Here is an 18,616-nt window from a genome sequence, read left to right as displayed (position 1 = left end):
ACGCGGCTCATGCGCCGCGATCCACATTCACGCGGCTCATGCGCCGCGATCCACATTCACGCGGCTCATGCGCCGCGATCCGCGAAGATCAGCAGTTGCGCGGCGAGCGCCAGCTTGCGCCAGGGCGACAGGCGGGGACGGCGTTCGGGGTGGGCGAAGCCTTCGGCGCGCATGCGGGTGAGCAGGGGGCGATAGGCCGCGGCCATCATGCGCGCGGGACGGACGGCGCGGCGGTCGCACTCGCGCATCGCCTGTTCGGCGGCGGCGAAATGATCGTCGGCCTGGGTGGCGAGCGCGGCCATGGCGCGGCTGAGACCGCGCGCCTGCAGGAGGGTGGCGGGATCGGGCGGAACATCGGCCGCGCGCAGGGTTTCGCGCGGCAGATAGAGGCGGCCCCGCGCGGCATCCTCGCCGACATCGCGCAGGATATTGGTGAGTTGCAGGGCGCGGCCGAGATGATGGGCGACGCGATCGCCGGCGGGCGAGATCTCGCCGAACACCCGGATCGCGAGGCGGCCGACGGCGGAGGCGACCCGGTCGCAATAGAGGTCGAGGAAGGCGGCATCGGGGGCGATGATCGGGGCGCCGGCATCCATCGCCATGCCATCGATGATCGCGAGGAAATCATCGCGCCGCAAAGCGTAGCGCAGCGAGGCGTCGCGCAGGACGCGGGTGACCGGATCATCGCCGCCGTATTGCAGGGCGATGATGCGGGCGCGCCAGGCATCGAGTGCGGCCTGTTTGACCGGGAGGGGGGCGTCTTCATCGGCGATGTCGTCGATCGCGCGGCAGAAGGCGTAGATGCCATACATCGCGACGCGCCGGCGCGCCGAGAGCACCGCCATGCCGCGATAGAAGGAGGTGCCGGCGGCGCGGGTCGCCGCGGTGACGGCGGCGGCGTCCTGGGTGGCGAGATCGGTCATCGCGGCCGGGGCGATAACGCGCGCGGCAGGCTGGCGATGATCGCGCCGATCGCATCGGACGGGCGGAGCTTGACGCGCGCGGCCAGAGGGTCGCCGTGGCGGAGACGCCGGTGCAGCCGCCGCGCGAGGCCGAGGATGATGGCGGTTTCCATGCGCAGGCCCCGCGCGCGGACCCGGCGGGGCAGGTCGGCGGCGGTGCGGTTGAGTGCTGCGGTTTCGGCCAGCATGGCATCGAGCACGCGGCGCAGGGGCGGGGTGAGCGCGGGGTCGCGCACCGCCTCCGGCGTGATGCCCTCGCGGGCGAGCCAGTCACCGGGGAGGTAGGAGCGGTCGAGCTCGGCGAGATCGCGGGCGCAATCCTGGATGTGGTTGAGCACCTGGAGACTGGCGCACAGCGCATCCGAGGCGGGCCAGGTCGCCGGGGTTTCGTTGTGCAGCGCCAGCACGTAGCGCCCGACCGGGGCGGCGGAATAGCGGCAGTACTGCATCAGCTCGGCCCAGCTCGCGTAGCGGTGTTTCGTGGCGTCCTGGCGGAAGGCGATCAGCAGGTCGCTGGCGTGGACGGGATCGACCCCGGTTTCGGCGAGGCTGGCGCGCAGCGCGAGCGCGGCGGGCGAGCCGTGATCGGTGGCACCGGCCAGCACCGCGCCCATCACGTCGAGCCGGGCGATTTTATCGCCGGCCGCGAGGTCGGGGTGGTCGGCGATGTCGTCGGCGTTGCGGGCGAAGGCGTAATAGGCATGGACGTGGCGGCGCAGGTCGCGCCGGATCAGCAACGAGCCGACCGGGAAGTTTTCGTCGCCCTTGTCCTTGCCCGAGGCGATTTCGACGCTGGTCGGCCGTGTGATGCTCATGCGGTGGTTCCGTAATCGCGGTTCTTCCACGCCGCCCCGGCGCCGTGCGCGTAGCGCCAGGCCGAGGCGAGGGTGGCTTGCAGATAGATCAGCGCGATCAGCGGCAGCGCCAGACCCCAGGCCCAGCCGAGGCGGTAGCGCTGCAATGTCGGTTGATAGGTGAGCACCGCGACGGCGTAGGCGATCAGGCCGAACAGCCTTGCGCCGGGGGTGCCGATCAGGATGGCGGCGGGCGGGACCAGCCAGATCAGCGCCATGCCGGCGATGGTCAGGGCAAGCAGGACGTAGGAGTGGCGCAGCTGGGTGAAGGCGGTGCGGGCGATCATTGCGGTGATGTCGCCCAGCCGCGGGTAGGGGCGGATCGAACGGGCGAGGCTGGTGTGGCCGAGATAGATGGCACCCCCCTGCTTGACCCGCCGCGCCAGGGTAACATCGTCGATCAACGCGCCGCGGATGCTGGCGATGCCGCCGATCCGCTCGAGCGCCGTGCGCCGGATCAGAACGACGCCACCGGCGGCGGCGGCGGTGGCGGAGAGCGGATCGTTCACCCGTGCGAACGGGTAGAGCAGCTGGAAAAAATACACGAAGGCCGGGATCAGCGCGCGTTCGGCGGGGCTGACGCAGTTCAGCCGGACCATTTCGGAGACCAGATCGAGCCTTGCGCCGCGTTCGGGACGGTCGATCCGGGCGCGCAGCGTGGCGAGGTGGCGGGGGTCGTGGGTGATGTCGGCATCGGTCAGCAGCAGGAGCGGCGCTGTGCTGTGGGCGATGCCCTGTTCGAGCGCCCAGAGCTTGCCGGACCAGCCGACCGGTTTCGGGCCGGCGGTGATCAGGGTGAAGCGTGGATCGCCGCCGGCGGCGGCGCGGGCGGCTTCTGCCGTGCCATCGGTGCTGCCGTCATCGACCAGGATGACGCGGGAACCGGCGATGCCGGTCTGCGCCAGGAGCGAGGTGATCACGGCGCCGATCGTGCCCGCCTCATCGCGCGCCGGGACGATGATGTCGATGGTGGTGTCAAGGCCAGTGTCGAGGCCAAGGCCAGTGTCGATGTCGGGGCCGGTGGTTGGGATGGCGGCGAGTTCGGGCGTGCTGCGCCAGAAATCGCCGTGCAGCGCGTAGAGATAGAGCCAGATCAGGGCGGCGAGGGCGGCGATGGTCATGACACCGCCAAGACGTCAGGATGGAAACGCGCACGGTCGAGCAGGCCGCGGCGGCTGAAATCGGCCAGGGCGTCGCGCACCGCCAGCGCCGCCGGGCGCGGTGCGTAGCCGAGGGTGGCGCTGGCCTTGGACGAGGAGAAGACCATGGGATGGCGGGCCATGCGCAGCATGTCGCGCGTCATCAGCGGTTCGGCGCCGAACAGAGGGGCGGCGATTTCCATCACGGCGGCGATCGGCAGCAGCGGCGTGATCGGCAGTTTGAGGCGGGGGGGGGATCGTCCGGCCAGATGGGTGATCAGGCGGATGATGTCGGAGAGCAGCAGGTTCTCGCCGCCGAGGATGTAGCTCTCGCCGCGCGCGCCACGGAAAAGGGCGAGGATGTGGCCCTCGGCGACATCATCGACATGCACGAGGTTCATGCTGGTTTCGACATAGGCGGGCATGCGGCCGCGCGCGGCATCGAGCACCATGCGCCCGGTCGGGGTGGGTTTGACATCGCCCGGCCCGACCGGGGCGGAGGGGTTGACGATCACCACGTCCAGCCCGTCGGACGCGAGGGATTTCACCGCGATTTCGGCTTCGTATTTCGATTGTTTGTAGGGGCCGATGTGATCGGTGGCCGCGTTGGGCGTGGCTTCGGTGGCGGGCGAGCCATCGGTTGTGCGGCCGAGGGCGGCGACGCTGCTGGTATAGACCACACGTTCGACGCCGGCGGCCCCGGCCGCGCGCAGCAGGGCGATCGTGCCATCGATGTTGATCCGCCGCATCGCGGCCGGGTCGGGCACGAACAGGCGGTAATCGGCGGCGACGTGAAACACATGCCGGCACCCCGCCACCGCGCGGGCGAGCGAGGCGGGGTCGGACAGGTCGCCGATCACGCGGTCAGCCCGGATGCCGGCGAGGTTGGTGAGGTCGCTGCCGGGGCGGTGCATCAGGCGCAGGGGAAAGCCCCGGCGGCTCAGGGCGCGGGCGACCGCCGCGCCGACAAACCCGGTCGCCCCGGTCACGAGGGTGGGGCGCGGGTCGGTATCGTGATCGGTGAAACGGAGCGGATCGCTCGTCATGCGTGACCGTGAGGGTTATGAAGCAGGGCTCGTCATCTCGCGGCATAGAGAAAAAATCGCCGCGCGGCAAAACCCGGGTGCCGGCGCAGGGGCGCCACTCCTTTCGGGCGGTTTGTGGAATAGGCGCAATTTGTTATGGAACCGATCGTGACAAGGAGAAGACTCGTGGCCCTCTGGCGTGAGTGCCGGCGCGATGCCGGTTCGGTTGATGCGGATGATCGTCGCGCGCGGGCGAGGCGGTGATGCGTCGCTTCGGCGTGTGGCCCATGGCGTTCGCGCTGCTGGGGCTGGCTTTGTTCACCGGCACCATCGCGTGGCTCGGATGGGCGGGCGTGGTGCGCGCGCTCGACCGGGTCAGCCTGTCGGGATTTTTGCTCTATTTCGGCGTGCAGCTGGTGATTATCGCCGGGCTGGCCGGGGCGTGGCGGATGCTGCTGCGGGCGCGCTGCGGCGGGCGCTACTGGTTGCTGTACTGGGGGCGGATGGTGCGGGACTCGGCGGGCGAGTTCCTGCCGTTTTCGCATGTCGGCGGGTTCGTGCTCGGTGGACGGGCGATCGCGCTGGGCGGGGTGGCGTTTGCCGATGCGGCCGCCTCGACTCTCGCGGATGTCACGATCGAGTTTCTGGCGGAGCTGGTCTTTATCGCGACCGGTCTGGCGCTGCTCGCGGGCCTCGCGCCGGACAGCGGGTTGCTGCGGCCCGTCGGGCTGGGGCTTGGGCTGGCGATGGTCGGCGCCGCGGGATTTCTGTTCGTGCAGAAAGGCGGCGGGCGGGTGTTTCGCGCGCTGTCGCTCCGGATTGCCGGGCAATCGGCTGATTCCGCCTCGGTGCGGATGGAACGGCTGCAGGTTGCGCTCGATGCGATCTACGCGCGGCCGGGGCGGATGCTGGTGGCGGGTGCGTTGCATCTGGCGTGCTGGTTTGCCACCGGAATGGCCTCCTATGTCGCGTTTCATGCGCTGGGCGCGCGGATCAGCCTGCTGGACGCTTTGGCGATCGAGGCGCTGCTGCATGCGATTCTGGCCGCCGGGTTTTTCATACCGGGGCGGATCGGGGTGCAGGAGGCGGCCTATACGCTGCTCGGCTCGATTTTTGGCATTCCGCCGGATATTGCGCTGTCGGTCTCGCTGCTGCGCCGGGCGCGGGATTTGATCATCGCGGTGCCGGTGCTGCTGGTCTGGCAGGGGATCGAGGCGAAACGGCTGCAACTGGCGGGCGTCGATCCGGGCTAGACAGGATGCGCGCAGGTTCGATCCGGCGCGATCATGCGCCGGGGGTTGAAGCGGGGGCGCCGCGTTCTTATTCCTGACGGGTACTTCTCATTTTTTAAGGATGTCCCCCATGGGCGTGATCGCCATCATCGTGCTCGGATTGATCGCCGGGTGGATCGCGAGCCTGATCGTCGACAATGCCGGCAAGGGGCCGCTGATGGATATGGTGCTCGGCATCATTGGCGCGCTGGTCGGCGGCGCGATTTTTTCGGCGCTGGGGGCGGCGCCGATCACCGGTTTCAACATCTACAGCCTGTTTGTCGCGGTGATCGGGTCGGTCGTGGTGCTGGTGGCGTATCACGCGATCGCGGGGCGGCGGCGGTTTTGAGGCGGGTTGCCGGGTGATCGGCACAGCGCGATCGCGCGCGGCTTTGCGCCTGTCGCGCTAGAGCGATATGCGATTAAGTTGACGCGACAGCGGCAACATAATCGTATGAAATCGCTCGAAAAAACATAGAGCTAGAGCGTTAAGCTGAAAGCATAACGCTCTAGATCCGGTCCGGTGCCTCGATCAGCGCGAGGGGACGCGCGGTGCGCGAGGTGCGGGCGCGCATGAAGCGCCGTTCGATCGTGTAATGCAGGAGAGCGGCGGCGGCGATCGAGCCCACCAGGGTCAGCGGGCCCCAGATCAGGCCGAACCACAGGCCGTTGCCGCGGGTCGCCGCGCCGGTCAGCACCGCGAGGAACCGCCCGACCGGTTCGTTGACCAGATAGAGCGGATAGGAGATCGCGCCGAGCCAGAGCACGGCCGGATGATCGAGCAGGGCGGCGAGCGGTCGGATCGGCGCCACGGTAGGGTGGCGCTGCGCCATGACCGCGGCGACCCAGATCAGCGGCGGCATCGCCTTGCCGATCATGCCGCTCATGCCGAGGCCGCTGCCGTGGCTGGCACCGATCAGCGTGGCGATGACCACCGCGACGCTGAACAAGCCCAGACCGCCCGGACCGCGCCATAGCCGCGCCGCCGCGATGCCAATGGCGAAATAGGCGGCCTCGTCCGGCAGAAAGGCGCGGTGGAACCGCCAGAGCGGCGGCATCGATCCGGCATAGAGGCGCGCGATGATCGCGACGGCGAGGCAGATCCAGACCAGCCGGTGCAAACCCCGCCGATCGGTGCCGAGCAGGGGCGCGAGCACGGCGATCACGAGATAGAATTGCCACTCGGTGGACAGACTCCACGCCGGGCCGAGCAGGGAAAATTGCACATCGGGCAGCAGGCCGTGGGGCGTGACGCCTTGCAGCAGGACCAGATGCAGCAGGAGATGGGCGGCGAACGGCCGGGGCAGCCCCGCGGTCCAGATATCATGGCCGAGATCGCCCGGATGGAGCCACGGCATCACCGCGAAGGGCGAACGCCAGGCGAGGCCGATGATCGCGAGCGCGAGCACCGCGAAATAGACCGGGAGCAACCGTCGCGCCCGCGCGGCCAGAAAGGGCATGGCGCGGCCCTGAAAGCGCGCCATCGATTGCACGATCACGAGGCCGGACAGGGCAAAGAACAGATCGACCGCGGCGAGGCCGTGGCTCACGCAAGCTTCGATAACCCGGCCGAGCAGGGGGGGCCAGGGGATGAACGGGGCGGTGTGGCCGAGCATGACATAGACGGCGAGAACCCCGCGCAGCCCATCCAGCCGAGTCAATCGGCCCAGGGGACGTTCAGCCGGAGCCAGATGCAACCGCGCGCTCATGACGATGGAATAACACAACCTGGAGTAGAATTAAAGCAAAATTTACGCGGCCATCACGCCAGGCGCGCGCGCGTGCTGCGCGGCGTGGCGAGCAGCAGATTGGTTTCGCTGTTGGTGATGCCCGGTATCAGGCGGATCAGGCGCAGCACGGCATCGAGCGCGGTCAGGGTCGCGGCGCCGAGTTCGACCACGAGATCCCAGCGCCCGTTGGTGGTGTGGATCGCCGCGATGTCGGGAAAGCCGGCCAGCGCGCGGATCACACGATCGGTCGCGTGGCCCTCGATCTCGATCATCATGATGCCGCGGACCGCAAGGTCGATCGCGTCGGCGCGCAGAATGACGGTGTAGCCCAGAACGGCGCCGCTCTGCTCAAGCCGGTTCATCCGCGCACGCACGGTGGCGCGCGAGACCCCGAGGGCGGTTGCCAGATCGGAGATGCTGCTGCGGCCGTTGTGGCGGAGCAGGGTGATGAGGCGGGTATCGAGCGGGTCCATACTTGTCCAATCTGGCCATTCGAGCTGCCGAATTGATAAATCAAGCGGTCAATTTTGCCAATTCTGGTGGTTCATTTTGCCGGAGGATCGGTGTTTACTCGCCCCTGGTTGGCAGGGGAGCCGGGCGATGGTGAGCAATGACTGCGTGATTTTGGGGATTCCGGTGCAGGATGGCGCCGGACGGATGGGCTGCGACATGGGGCCGAGCGCGCTGCGGACGGCGGGGTTGATCACGGCGATCACCGAGCTTGGGCACCGGGTGATCGATCTGGGCAATCTGACGGCGCCGATGCCGCGACCGCAGCCGCCGCATGGCAACAACGCCGTGCATCACCTGCCGGAAATCACCGCCTGGATCGAGGCGATCGGGGCAGCGTCCTACGCGGCGGGCGCTTCGGGCCTGCCGATCTTTCTCGGCGGCGATCACAGCCTCTCGAGCGGCACGGTCGCGGGCATGGCGCGGCGGGCCGCCGAACGCGGCCGCGCGTTGTTCGTGCTGTGGCTCGACGCGCACCCCGATTTCCATACGCTCGACACCACCACCAGCGGCAATCTGCATGGCGTGCCGCTGGCCTATGCGACCGGGCAGGGAGGGTTTGCCGGGCATTTCCCGCAGCTCGATGCGATCGTTTCGCCCACGAGGGTGATGGTGATGGGATTGCGCAGCGTCGATCCCGCCGAGCGCGCGGCGCTGCTGCCGGCCGGGGTGATCGTGCATGACATGCGCATGATCGATGAGCACGGCGTGGCACCGCTGCTTTCGCGGTTTCTGGATCGAGTCGCCGCCGAGGATGGGATGCTGCATGTCAGTTTCGATGTCGATTTTCTCGACCCCGCGATCGCGCCGGCGGTGGGCACCACGGTGCCGGGCGGGGCGACCTTCCGCGAAGCGCATCTGGTGATGGAAATGCTGCACGACAGCGGCCTGGTCACCAGCCTCGATCTGGTCGAACTCAACCCGTTTCTCGACGAACGCGGCCGCACCGCGACGCTGCTGGTCGATCTCGCGGCCAGTCTGCTCGGCCGCCGCGTGATGGACCGCCCCACCAGGAGTTTCTCATGACCCCGATTCCGAATTTGAACATCGTGCCGTTCGTCAGCGTCGATGACATGATGCGCCTGGTGCTGGCGATCGGCGCCGAACGGTTTTTGACCGATCTGGCCGGCTATGTCGAAGCCGATTATCGCCGCTGGGAGCAATTCGACAAAACCTCCCGCGTCGCCGCCCATTCGCTCGATGGCGTTATCGAGCTGATGCCGGCGAGCGATGGCGCGCTTTACGCGTTCAAATACGTCAATGGCCATCCGAAAAACACCAGGACCGGGCGCCAGACCGTCACCGCGTTCGGCCTGCTCGCCGATGTCGCGACCGGCTATCCGATGCTGCTCTCGGAAATGACGATTCTCACCGCGCTGCGCACCGCGGCAACCTCGGCGGTCGCGGCGCGATACCTCGCGCCGAAAGGGGCGGATTGCATGGCGCTGATCGGCAATGGCGCGCAATCGGAATTCCAGGCCCTGGCGTTCAAGGCGATGCTCGGCATCACCCGGTTGCGGCTTTATGACATCGATCCGGCCGCCACGGCGAAATGCGCGCGCAACCTGGCCGGTCTCGGTTTTGCCATCACGCCCTGCCACAGTATCGAAGACGCGGTGCAGGGCGCCGGCATCATCACCACCGCCACCGCCGACAAACAAAACGCCACGATCCTGACCGACAACATGGTCGGCGCCGGTATCCATATCAACGCGATCGGCGGCGACTGCCCGGGCAAGACCGAGTTGCATCGCGACATTCTGCTCCGGTCGGATATTTTCGTGGAATACACGCCGCAAACCAGAATCGAGGGCGAAATCCAGCAGCTCCCCGCCGATCACCCCACCACCGAACTCTGGCGCGTCATCACCGGCGCGGCGCCGGGGCGCACCGGCGCCGGGCAGATCACCCTGTTCGACTCGGTCGGTTTCGCGATCGAGGATTTCTCGGCGCTGCGCTACGTGCGCGATCGGTTGCAGGAGTACCGGCTGTATCAGGAGCTCGACCTTCTCGCCGATCCGGACGATCCGCGCGACCTGTTCGGCATGATCCAGCGGTGCGCGGCATCGACGGCGGGTTGAAGCCGCCGCCAACCCCGCCGGCTTTGCGGCGCGATCGATTTCGACCTATGAATCCGTGACGATTGTCATTGTCATCCCGGCGTCACTGATCTGTCATTCGTCTGTCATCAAGTCGCGTTAAGCGGCATCGAGCTTTCACAGGGGATTTCGCCATGAAACGTCGCGCTCTGCTCACCACGGCACCGGCTACCATGCTGGCCGCCGGCACCCTCGCCGCCCGCGCCGGCGCGCCACAAATTCCCATCCCGCTCTGGCACGCCATGGCCGGCGCGCTGGGCGATGATCTGCAGGGGCTGGTCGAGTCGTTCAACATCAGCCAGGCGAAATATCTGGTCCAGCCGGTCTATAAAGGCACCTACCCCCAGGTGCTGACCGCGACCATCGCGGCCTGGCGCGCCGGCAAGGCCCCGGCCATCGCCCAGGTATTCGACGTCGGCACCGCCGACATGCTCGCCGCCGGGCGCGCCGTGGTCGATGTCTACAAACTTGCCGAGACCACCGGCGTCGATATCAACCCCAATACCTACATCCCCGCCGTGCGCGGCTACTACAGCCTCAATAACGGCAAAATGGGCGCCGCACCGTTCAACTCCTCCACCGCAACCATGTGGATCAACGAGGACGTGTTCGAAAAAGCCGGGCTCGACCCGAAAACCACCCCGCTCGCCACCTGGGACGACGTGATCAAGGCGGCCCGCGCGATCAAGGCGAAAAACGCCGCCCCCATCCCGGTGATGACCTCATGGCCGACCTGGGTGCATTTCGAGCAATTTGCCGCGATCCACAACGTCGAATACGCCACACTCGATGACGGTTTCGGCGGCCCGAAACCGACCCTGAAACTCGATACCGCCCCGTTCGAGAAAAACCTCGGCACCCTGCTCGCCATGCAGAAGGAAGGCCTGTTCAAATACGAAGGCCGCGACGGCGCGCCGAGCCCGATCTTCTATTCGGGCAAGGCCGGCATCACCTTCGATTCCTCCTCGATCTACGGCCAGCTGAAAAAATCGGCGACCTTCAAATTCACCGATACCTACCTGCCCTACCACCCCTCGATCATCAAATCGCCAATCAACTCGATCATCGGCGGCGCCGCCTTCTGGGCCATGACCGCACCCGGCCGCACCACCGAAGATTACAAAGGTGTCGCCGAATTCTTCCGCTACATCAGCAGCGCCCGCGACGATGCTGGATGGGCTAAAGCCACCGGCTACGTCGCCGTCACCATCGCCGGTAACGCCCGCATCGAACAACAAGGGTTCTACGCCGCCAACCCGGGCACCGATATCGCGGTCAAACAACTCACCCGCACCCAGCCAACCAAATACTCCCGCGGCATCCGCCTCGGCGGCATGCCGGAAATCCGCGTGATCATCGAAGAAGAATGGGAACGCGCCATCGCCAACAATACCCCCGCCAAAACCGCCCTCGCCAACGCCCAACGCCGCAGCCAGGCCGTGATCAACCGATTCGCCCAATCCATCCACGGCTGATGCCGCACGGTGGGGATAAGGTAGGCCGGAAGGCCAGGGGGCGCTGCCCCCTGGACCCCCGCCAAAGGCTCAGCCTTTGGAATCCACTAGTTTTAGGGGGAGGAGGGCGACGTCCCGGACTTTCACCGGATCTGACCTGGATCGCCCTCCTCCCCCTAAAACTAAAGGGTTCTAAGGGCCGCGCCCTTAGCGGGGTCCAGGGGCAGAGCCCCTGGCCTTCCTGCTACTTCACCCCCCACCACGCGGCATAGCCAGGGATGGAGCGGCGGAATTTGTTCGGGGGGTGGGTGTTGCCGGCGGTGCTGGTGGCGCCGCAGTTGGCGATTACGGTGTTGTTTTTTCTGTTGCCGGCGTGGCGGGCGTTTGCCGAGAGTGTACGGGCGACGGATGCGTTCGGGTTGAACACGAGTTTTGTCGGGCTGGCGAATTTTGTCGAGCTGTTCCAGTCCGATACGTATCGTGAGGCGCTGGTGCGGACCGGGGTGTTTTGTGTTGCGGTGACGGTGCTGGCGATGGCGGCGGGGCTGGTTCTGGCGGCGTTTGCGAACCGGGCGATCCGGGGCGCGCGGGTGTACCGGATTTTGCTGATCTGGCCGTATGCGATTGCGCCGGCGATTGCATCGGTCATTTTCGTATTTCTGATGCAGCCGCAGATCGGCATGGTGACCAATTGGCTGGCCGCATTCGGGCTGGATTTCAATTATGCGACCCATGCGAATCAGGCGTTTCTGCTGGTGATATTGATCGCGGCCTGGAAGCAGGTGAGTTACAATTTCATTTTCTATCTGGCGGGTTTGCAATCGGTACCGCGTTCGGTGATCGAGGCGGCGACGCTGGATGGGGCGCGCGGGTTTTACCGGTTTCGCACCATGATCTGGCCGTTGCTGGCGCCGACGAATTTTTTCCTGATCATAGTCAATGTCGTGTATGCGGCGTTCGACACGTTTGCGCTGATTTTCGCGCTGACCGCGGGCGGGCCGGGGACGGCGACGGAGACGCTGGTGGTCAAGGTTTATCGGGACGGGATTCTGAACCTGGATATCGGCGGGTCGGCGGCGCAATCGGTGGTGTTGATGGCGATCATCATTGCGCTGACCACGGTGCAGTTCCGCTTTACCGGGAAGCGGGGCACGTGAACCGCAAGCCGGATTATCTCGCGCATCTCGTGCTTCTGGTGGGCGTGGCGATTTTCGTCTTTCCGCTATGGGTGACGTTTGCCGGGGCGACGCAATCGTCCGGCGCGATCAATCGCGGCGACATTTCGCTGATGCCGCATCTGGCGGGGTTGGGTATTTTCGTCCGGGCGCTGGGTTTCGGCAATCCGGCCAAGGGCGGGGTGCCGGTCTGGCATATGCTGCTGGTCAGTTTCGGGATGGCGATGAGTATCGCGATCGGCAAGATCGTGATTTCGGCGCTGTCGGCTTTCGCGATCGCGTTTTTCCGGTTTCCGTTCCGCATGGTGGCGTTCTGGCTGATTTTCATCACGCTGATGCTGCCGGTTGAGGTACGGATCATTCCGACCTATTCGGTGATGTCGGATTTTCATCTGATCAATACATTCACCGGCCTGACCATGCCGCTGATCGCCTCGGCGACGGCGACGCTGCTGTTCCGTCAGGTGTTTCTCGCGATCCCGGATGAGCTGGTCGAGGCCGCGAAGCTCGATGGAGCAGGTCCGATGCGGTTCTTTTTCGACATTCTGCTGCCGGTCTCCGCCCCCAATCTGGCGGCGCTGTTCGTTATTCTGTTCGTCTATGGCTGGAACCAGTATTTGTGGCCGCTGCTGGTCGCGACCAATGGCAGGCTCGACCCGATCGTGCTCGGCATCGTGCAGATGATCACGACCGATCAGTTGCCGCAATGGAATCTGGTGATGGCGACGACGATTCTGGCGATCATTCCGCCGGTGGTGGTGGTGGTGGCGATGCAGCGCTGGTTTATCAGCGGGCTGACCGAGGTGGACAAGTAATGGCGCGGCTGCAACTCGACGGTTTGGCGAAAACCTTCGGCAAGACCACCGTGCTGCACGGGCTCGACCTGACCCTGGCCGATGGCGAGATGCTGGTGATCGTGGGTGCGTCGGGCTGCGGCAAATCGACCCTGCTGCGTCTGGTCGCCGGGCTGGAAACCCCCAGTGCCGGCCGGATTCTGCTCGATGATCGCGACATCACCGATCTCGACCCGGCGCGCCGCGATATTGCGATGGTGTTTCAGAATTACGCGCTCTATCCGCATATGAGCGTGTTCGACAACATGGCCTACGGGCTGAAGCTCAAGGGCGTCGACCGTGCTGTGATCCGCACGAAGATCGAGGCGGCGGCGGCGACGCTGGGGCTGGCCGAACTCCTCTCGCGCAAGCCGCGCGAACTTTCCGGCGGGCAGCGCCAGCGGGTCGCGATGGGGCGGGCGATCGTGCGCGAACCCAGGCTGTTCCTGTTCGATGAACCGCTGTCGAATCTCGATGCCAAATTGCGGGTGCAGGTGCGGGCCGACATCCGCAAGCTGCAGAAATCCCTCGGCATCACCAGCCTCTATGTCACGCATGACCAGATCGAGGCGATGACTCTGGCGGATCGGTTGATCGTGATGCATGAGGGCCGCGCCGCCCAGATCGCGACACCGCTCGAGGTGTTCGACCGGCCGGCGAGCCTTTATGTCGCCGGTTTCATCGGGGAACCCGCGATGAATTTCTGCCCGGCCGTCATGACGCATGATGGCGCCGCCGCGACACTCGCCGCCGGCCCCACGCTGGTCTTCGCCGATGGGCGGCGCGCCGTTCCGGACGGAACCGCGATCATCATCGGCATCCGCCCGCAGCATGTCGTCATCGGCGGTGGCGCGGCCGGCATGATGGTGACGATCGATCTGGTCGAACCGCTCGGCTCGGAGACCCTGCTGCACGGCACGACGCCCGATCAGACTCCGTTCATCGTGCGGGTCGCCAGCCCCGCGAGCGCTGACCGGGCCGTGCTGGTGAGCCTGCCGCCCGAGCATCTTCATGTCTTCGACGCCACGACCGGGTTGCGCATCGACCCAATGACCGGCCCAATGGGCGGCACCACTCACGGGTGACGCAGGGTTCGGGCCTGATAGCGCGCGATATTGGCAAGTTGCCCTTTGAAGCTGCGCGAGAACGCATGGCCCCCGGTGCCGGTGGCGACGAAGTATAGATCATCGGTGGTGGCCGGGTGAAGCACGGCATCGATCGCGGTGATGCCGGGGGCGGCGATCGGCCCGGGCGGCAGGCCGTGATGGCGGTAGGTGTTGTAGGGGCTGTCGATCGCGAGATCATGGTCATCGACCCGGTGGGTGAGGGCGGTCGCCTGGCCGTGGGTGACCGCGAAAATCACCGTGGGATCGGCCTGGAGTTTCATATGCCGCTCGAGCCGGTTCTCGTACACCCCGGCGATCAGGGGCAGTTCAGCGGCGATCGGCGTTTCGAGTTGCACGATCGAGGCCAGCGTCACGGCCTGATCGGGCGAGGTCAGCGGCAGGCCGGCCGCGCGGTGCGCCCAGGCGGTGGCCAGGGCTTTTCTCATCGCCCGCTGCATGCGCGCCAGAATGGCGGAGCGGGCGGTGTGATAGGTGTAATCATAGGTCTGCGGCAGAACGCTGCCTTCCGGCGGCGGGGCGATATGGCCGGTGGCGCGGGGCAGGGCGTTGATGATGGCGGCAATCTGCGTCGAGGTCAGGCCTTCGGGGATGGTGGCCTTGTGCTGCACCACCGGGCCGAAGCGCAGCGTGTGCAGCACCCGGCGGAGGCTGCCATGGGCGATGAAGCGATATTCACCGGCGCGCAACGGCCCCTGATCGCGGGTGATCCATGCGGCCATCTCGAACACCAGCCGGTAGCGAATGACACCGGCGCGCGCCAGAGTCGCCGCGACCGCCATTATTCCCCCCGGCGGGACGACGACGTTTTTGGTGACGCCCAGAGCCCCGGGTCCGTCATAGCTTTGGCGCACCGCCAGATTGGCGAGGTTGATCGTGACCACCAGGGCCATCAGCACCAGAATGATGCGGCCGCGGCGGAACACGGGGGTGCGCCGCCCGGTCAGCCCGCTTTGCGGAACAGAATCGAGGCGTTGGTGCCGCCGAAGCCGAAGCTGTTGGACAGGACAACGTCGATCTTGCGTTGCTGGGCGGTGTGGGCGACGCGGTCGATCACGCTGGCCCGGCTTGGCTCGTCGAGATTGAGGGTCGGCGGTGCCACGCCGTCACGGATCGCCAGGATCGAGAACACCGCCTCGATCGCCCCGGCCGCGCCCAGCAGATGTCCGGTGGCCGATTTGGTCGAGGACATCGCGACCGTTCTGCCGGCCTCGCCGAACAGGTTTTCCACCGCTTCCAGTTCCAGATCATCCCCCATCGGCGTCGCCGTGCCGTGGGCGTTGATGTACTGGACGTCGGACGGTTCCAGACCGCCCGATTTCAGCGCCGCCTTCATCGCCCGGAACGCGCCTTCATGATGATCGGCCGGGGCGGTGATGTGATGCGCATCGCCCGACATGCCGTAGCCCGCGATTTCGGCATAGATTTTAGCGCCGCGCCGCCGTGCGTGCTCATACTCCTCGAGGAACAGCACCCCGGCGCCTTCGCCCATCACGAAGCCATCGCGATCCTTGTCCCACGGGCGGGAGGCAGCGGCCGGATTGTCGTTGAAACCGGTGGAGAGGGCGCGCGAGGAACAGAAACCGGCGATGCCGAGCGCGCAGACCGCCGCCTCGGCGCCACCGGCAAGCATGATGTCGGCATCGCCGAGGGCGATCAACCGCGCCGCATCGCCGATCGCGTGAACGCCGGTCGCGCAGGCGGTCACCGCCGCCTGGTTCGGCCCCTTCAGCCCGAACTTGATCGACACATTGCCCGACGCCAGATTAACCAGGGCCGAGGGGATGAAGAACGGCGACAACCGGCGCGCCTTGCCTTCATTGACCAGGATCGACGCTTCATAGATCGTCTGCAAGCCGCCGATGCCCGAGCCGATCATCACGCCGGCGGCCCAACGCTCTTCCTCGGTCTGCGCCACCCAGCCGGAATCCTCCATCGCCTCGGTGGCCGCGGCCATGCCGAGCTGGATGAACCGGTCCATTTTCTTCTGCTCTTTGACCGGAACCCACTCGTTAAGGTCGAAATATCCCTCGGCCCGGCTGCCGACCGGCACCTCGCCGGCAACTTTGCTCGGCAGATCGCCGGGATCGAACGAGGTAATCCGGCGGATTCCCGAGTCGCCGTTGATCAACCGCTGCCAGACCTTCTCGGTACCGACGCCCAACGGGCAGGCGATGCCCATACCGGTGACCACGACGCGCCGCATCTTCATATCCCTGGGCCTACCGCTTATTCGGCTTTCTGTTTTTCAATATAGTCGATCGCGTCTTTCACCGTCGTGATCTTTTCGGCGGCGTCTTCCGGAATCTCGACCGCGAAGGCTTCCTCGAACGCCATCACCAGTTCGACGGTATCGAGACTGTCCGCGCCGAGATCATCGATGAACGAGGCTTCGGGAGTCACTTTCGCTTCATCGACGCCGAGATGCTCGACCACGATTTTCTTTACCTTTTCGGCGACTTCACTCATTCTCTGTGTACTCCTGAAACGAAATTAGGGGTGGTAGCCAATGAAAATTCGACCCGTGACGATCAAGGGGCGGCTGCAATGGCGTAAGTCCGGCGCGCTTAGCATGGTTCGCGCGGCCACGCCAACCTTGCGCCACCCCAAGCTTGTGGTGTGCAGCCTTGCACGCGCATGATCAGATCATCGCCATGCCGCCATTGACGTGCAGAACCGAACCGGTCACCCAACCGGCGGCATCCGAGGCCAGATAAGCGACGGCGGCGGCAACGTCGTCCGGCCGGCCCAACCGGCCGAGCGGGATCTTCGCGGCGAGCGCGCCGCGCTGCTCGGGCGAGAGCGCATCGGTCATCGCGGTTTCGATAAAGCCGGGGGCAACCAGATTGATCGTGATGTTGCGCGAGGCCACCTCCTGCGCCAGCGCCTTGGTCAGTCCGATCAGCCCGGCCTTGGCGGCGGCGTAATTCGCCTGACCGGGATTGCCGGTCGAGCCGACGATGCTGCCAATATTGATGATCCGCCCCGCGCGGCGGCGCATCATGAATTTCAGCGCCGCCCGCGACAGGCGAAACGGCGCGGCCAGGTCGATGTCGAGCACCTGCGCCCAGGCCTCGTCATTCATCCGCAGGGCGAGTCCGTCGCGCGTCAGCCCGGCGTTATTGACCAGGATATCAACCCGCCCCATCGCGGCTTCGGCGCCGGTGATCAGGGTCTCGGCGGCCTTGGGGTCGGCGAGATCGGCGGCCAGCACATGGGTGCGCGCGCCGAGTTCGGCCGCCAGCGTGGCCAACGCCGCTTCGCGCGTGCCGGACAGGCACACGACCGCCCCCAACCCGTGCAGGGTGCGCGCGATCGCAGCACCGATGCCGCCGGACGCGCCGGTGATCAGCGCGGTCTTGCCGGTCAGGGTAAACGGGCTGGCGGGGGTAAACGGGCTGGCGGGGGCGAGCGGGTCAGCCGACATGTTTGATCAACGCCTCCAACTCGGCCGGCGTGCCGCAGGACAGGGTTTCGGCGTCCGGCGCGATCCGGCGATTCAGGCCGGCGAGAACCTTTCCCGCCCCCAGCTCGATGAACCGGGTAACCCCGAGGTCGATCATTTCAGTGACCGATTCGCGCCAGCGCACCGTCGCGGTCACCTGCTCGACCAGCCGGGTCCTGATCTCGGCCGGATCGGTCACTTTCGATGCCGTGACATTCGCGATCAGCGGCACCACCGGCGCGCGCGGCGGGGTGGCGGCGAGCGCCTCCTCCATCGCGGCGGCGGCGGGTTCCATCAGCGCGCAATGGAACGGTGCTGAAACCGGCAGCTTCATCGCGCGCTTGACGCCATGGGATTTCGCAATCTCGATCGCGCGATCAACGGCGGCGGTGGCACCGGAAATCACCACCTGGCCACCGCCATTGTCATTGGCGACCGCAACGACCTCGCGCCCCAGCGGGCCGGTCTCGGCCTCGGCGCAAATCGCCCGCGCGGTCTCAAGCTCGACTCCGAGCAAGGCGGCCATCGCCCCCGCGCCGGGCGGCACCGCGCGCTGCATCGCGTTGCCGCGGATGCGGAGCAGGGTTGCCGCCTCGGCGACGCTAAACGCGCCGGCGGCGGCCAGCGCCGAATATTCACCCAGCGAATGGCCGGCGACCACCGCGGCACGCTGACGCACCGTGACGCCACCCTCGCGCTCCAGGCAGCGCAGCACCGCGATCGACATGGCCATCAGGGCGGGCTGCGCGTTCTCGGTCAGTGTCAGCTCGTCGGCCGGGCCGTCGAACATCAGGCGCGAGAGCTTCTGTTTGAGAACCTCGTCGACTTCCTCAAACACGTCGCGCGCGGGCGCGAAAGCGGCGGCCAGATCACGCCCCATGCCGACCGACTGGCTGCCCTGTCCCGGAAAAATGAAGGCGTTGACCGCCATGAACCCGTCTCCTGTGTTGGGGGCGGGGTAGATGGGGACGGCGCGCAAGTCAATTCCACGCCGG

At 66.4% G+C, this 18,616-nt stretch carries 20 protein-coding genes; 9 read left to right on the top strand and 11 right to left on the bottom strand.

Translation table 11 applies throughout. The annotated features are described in order from the left end of the window. Nucleotides 1-65: 65 nt before the first annotated feature. Genes hpnD through hpnA form a run of 4 tightly spaced genes read right to left on the bottom strand, consistent with a single transcriptional unit; the run spans nucleotide 66 to nucleotide 4,001 of the window. Nucleotides 66-923 carry a presqualene diphosphate synthase HpnD gene (gene hpnD / locus ACP5E6_RS05685; protein WP_427952693.1) on the bottom strand — a complete coding sequence of 286 codons (858 nt, stop codon included), beginning with the start codon at nucleotides 921-923 and terminating at the stop codon, nucleotides 66-68. After that, entirely contained in the window at nucleotides 920-1,777 is an 858-nt protein-coding gene (gene hpnC / locus ACP5E6_RS05680) for a squalene synthase HpnC (RefSeq protein ID WP_427952691.1), read from the bottom strand. Before hpnC ends, hpnD begins: the two co-directional genes overlap by 4 nt. After that, complete coding sequence (locus ACP5E6_RS05675; RefSeq protein WP_427952689.1) at nucleotides 1,774-2,937, bottom strand: glycosyltransferase; 1,164 nt, start codon at nucleotides 2,935-2,937, stop codon at nucleotides 1,774-1,776. The genes hpnC and ACP5E6_RS05675 overlap by 4 nt, the downstream gene beginning before the upstream one ends. Continuing rightward, nucleotides 2,934-4,001 carry a hopanoid-associated sugar epimerase gene (hpnA, locus tag ACP5E6_RS05670; protein WP_427952687.1) on the bottom strand — a complete coding sequence of 356 codons (1,068 nt, stop codon included), beginning with the start codon at nucleotides 3,999-4,001 and terminating at the stop codon, nucleotides 2,934-2,936. Before hpnA ends, ACP5E6_RS05675 begins: the two co-directional genes overlap by 4 nt. A gap of 266 nt (nucleotides 4,002-4,267) precedes the next feature. Here hpnA and ACP5E6_RS05665 point away from each other — a divergent pair, with 266 nt between their 5' ends. Beyond that, on the top strand, nucleotides 4,268-5,233 hold the full coding sequence (locus ACP5E6_RS05665; RefSeq protein WP_427952685.1) for a lysylphosphatidylglycerol synthase domain-containing protein: 966 nt from the start codon (nucleotides 4,268-4,270) through the stop codon (nucleotides 5,231-5,233). A 109-nt stretch (nucleotides 5,234-5,342) separates the two neighbouring features. Further along, the gene (locus ACP5E6_RS05660) at nucleotides 5,343-5,600 is read left to right on the top strand and encodes a GlsB/YeaQ/YmgE family stress response membrane protein (RefSeq protein WP_427952683.1); all 258 of its coding nucleotides are present in this window, start codon (nucleotides 5,343-5,345) and stop codon (nucleotides 5,598-5,600) included. 160 nt (nucleotides 5,601-5,760) lie between these two features. Here the strand turns inward: ACP5E6_RS05660 and ACP5E6_RS05655 are convergent, their stop codons facing one another. Together ACP5E6_RS05655 and ACP5E6_RS05650 are read right to left on the bottom strand one after the other, a co-directional pair. Then, nucleotides 5,761-6,960 carry an acyltransferase family protein gene (locus ACP5E6_RS05655; protein WP_427952681.1) on the bottom strand — a complete coding sequence of 400 codons (1,200 nt, stop codon included), beginning with the start codon at nucleotides 6,958-6,960 and terminating at the stop codon, nucleotides 5,761-5,763. Between the two features lie 53 nt (nucleotides 6,961-7,013). Continuing rightward, complete coding sequence (locus tag ACP5E6_RS05650) at nucleotides 7,014-7,454, bottom strand: Lrp/AsnC family transcriptional regulator (RefSeq protein ID WP_427952679.1); 441 nt, start codon at nucleotides 7,452-7,454, stop codon at nucleotides 7,014-7,016. 127 nt (nucleotides 7,455-7,581) lie between these two features. On the opposite strand from ACP5E6_RS05650, the gene rocF reads away from it, so the two are divergent. The 6 genes from rocF (at nucleotide 7,582) to ACP5E6_RS05620 (ending at nucleotide 14,137) form a co-directional block, all read left to right on the top strand. Then, nucleotides 7,582-8,517, top strand: coding sequence for an arginase (rocF, locus tag ACP5E6_RS05645; protein ID WP_427952677.1), 936 nt, complete (start codon nucleotides 7,582-7,584; stop codon nucleotides 8,515-8,517). Further along, complete coding sequence (locus ACP5E6_RS05640; RefSeq protein ID WP_427952675.1) at nucleotides 8,514-9,572, top strand: ornithine cyclodeaminase; 1,059 nt, start codon at nucleotides 8,514-8,516, stop codon at nucleotides 9,570-9,572. Before rocF ends, ACP5E6_RS05640 begins: the two co-directional genes overlap by 4 nt. Before the next feature lie 152 nt (nucleotides 9,573-9,724). After that, on the top strand, nucleotides 9,725-11,065 hold the full coding sequence (locus tag ACP5E6_RS05635) for an extracellular solute-binding protein (protein WP_427952673.1): 1,341 nt from the start codon (nucleotides 9,725-9,727) through the stop codon (nucleotides 11,063-11,065). A gap of 272 nt (nucleotides 11,066-11,337) precedes the next feature. Then, complete coding sequence (locus ACP5E6_RS05630; RefSeq protein ID WP_427952671.1) at nucleotides 11,338-12,201, top strand: ABC transporter permease subunit; 864 nt, start codon at nucleotides 11,338-11,340, stop codon at nucleotides 12,199-12,201. Then, nucleotides 12,198-13,034, top strand: coding sequence for a sn-glycerol-3-phosphate ABC transporter permease UgpE (ugpE, locus tag ACP5E6_RS05625; protein ID WP_427952670.1), 837 nt, complete (start codon nucleotides 12,198-12,200; stop codon nucleotides 13,032-13,034). Before ACP5E6_RS05630 ends, ugpE begins: the two co-directional genes overlap by 4 nt. After that, nucleotides 13,034-14,137: an ABC transporter ATP-binding protein gene (locus ACP5E6_RS05620; RefSeq protein WP_427952668.1), complete on the top strand. Its 1,104-nt coding sequence runs from the start codon at nucleotides 13,034-13,036 to the stop codon at nucleotides 14,135-14,137. The genes ugpE and ACP5E6_RS05620 overlap by 1 nt, the downstream gene beginning before the upstream one ends. Here ACP5E6_RS05620 and mltG read toward each other — a convergent pair. Genes mltG through ACP5E6_RS05605 form a run of 3 tightly spaced genes read right to left on the bottom strand, consistent with a single transcriptional unit; the run spans nucleotide 14,128 to nucleotide 16,645 of the window. Then, nucleotides 14,128-15,102, bottom strand: a complete 975-nt coding sequence (mltG, locus tag ACP5E6_RS05615; RefSeq protein ID WP_427952666.1) for an endolytic transglycosylase MltG — start codon at nucleotides 15,100-15,102, stop codon at nucleotides 14,128-14,130. The genes ACP5E6_RS05620 and mltG overlap by 10 nt on opposite strands. A gap of 17 nt (nucleotides 15,103-15,119) precedes the next feature. Continuing rightward, nucleotides 15,120-16,388, bottom strand: coding sequence for a beta-ketoacyl-ACP synthase II (fabF, locus tag ACP5E6_RS05610; RefSeq protein ID WP_427952664.1), 1,269 nt, complete (start codon nucleotides 16,386-16,388; stop codon nucleotides 15,120-15,122). 17 nt (nucleotides 16,389-16,405) lie between these two features. Beyond that, nucleotides 16,406-16,645, bottom strand: coding sequence for an acyl carrier protein (locus tag ACP5E6_RS05605; RefSeq protein WP_427952662.1), 240 nt, complete (start codon nucleotides 16,643-16,645; stop codon nucleotides 16,406-16,408). Nucleotides 16,646-16,685: 40 nt separating this feature from the next. Between ACP5E6_RS05605 and ACP5E6_RS05600 the strand changes: the two genes are divergently transcribed. Further along, nucleotides 16,686-16,817, top strand: a complete 132-nt coding sequence (locus ACP5E6_RS05600; protein ID WP_427952660.1) for a hypothetical protein — start codon at nucleotides 16,686-16,688, stop codon at nucleotides 16,815-16,817. Here ACP5E6_RS05600 and fabG read toward each other — a convergent pair whose 3' ends face one another. Next, a complete protein-coding gene (gene fabG / locus ACP5E6_RS05595; RefSeq protein ID WP_427952658.1) occupies nucleotides 16,818-17,603 on the bottom strand; it encodes a 3-oxoacyl-[acyl-carrier-protein] reductase in 786 nt (261 codons plus the stop codon). Further along, nucleotides 17,593-18,552 (bottom strand): ACP S-malonyltransferase, encoded by a 960-nt coding sequence (gene fabD, locus ACP5E6_RS05590; protein WP_427952713.1) that lies wholly within the window; start codon nucleotides 18,550-18,552, stop codon nucleotides 17,593-17,595. The genes fabG and fabD overlap by 11 nt, the downstream gene beginning before the upstream one ends. Nucleotides 18,553-18,616: the final 64 nt, after the last annotated feature.

It is taken from the genome of Acidiphilium sp., assembly GCF_049977125.1.
Classification (GTDB): Bacteria; Pseudomonadota; Alphaproteobacteria; order Acetobacterales; family Acetobacteraceae; genus Acidiphilium.
The sequence above is the reverse complement of the archived record's forward strand: the minus strand, read 5'-3'. Positions and strand labels throughout refer to the sequence as shown.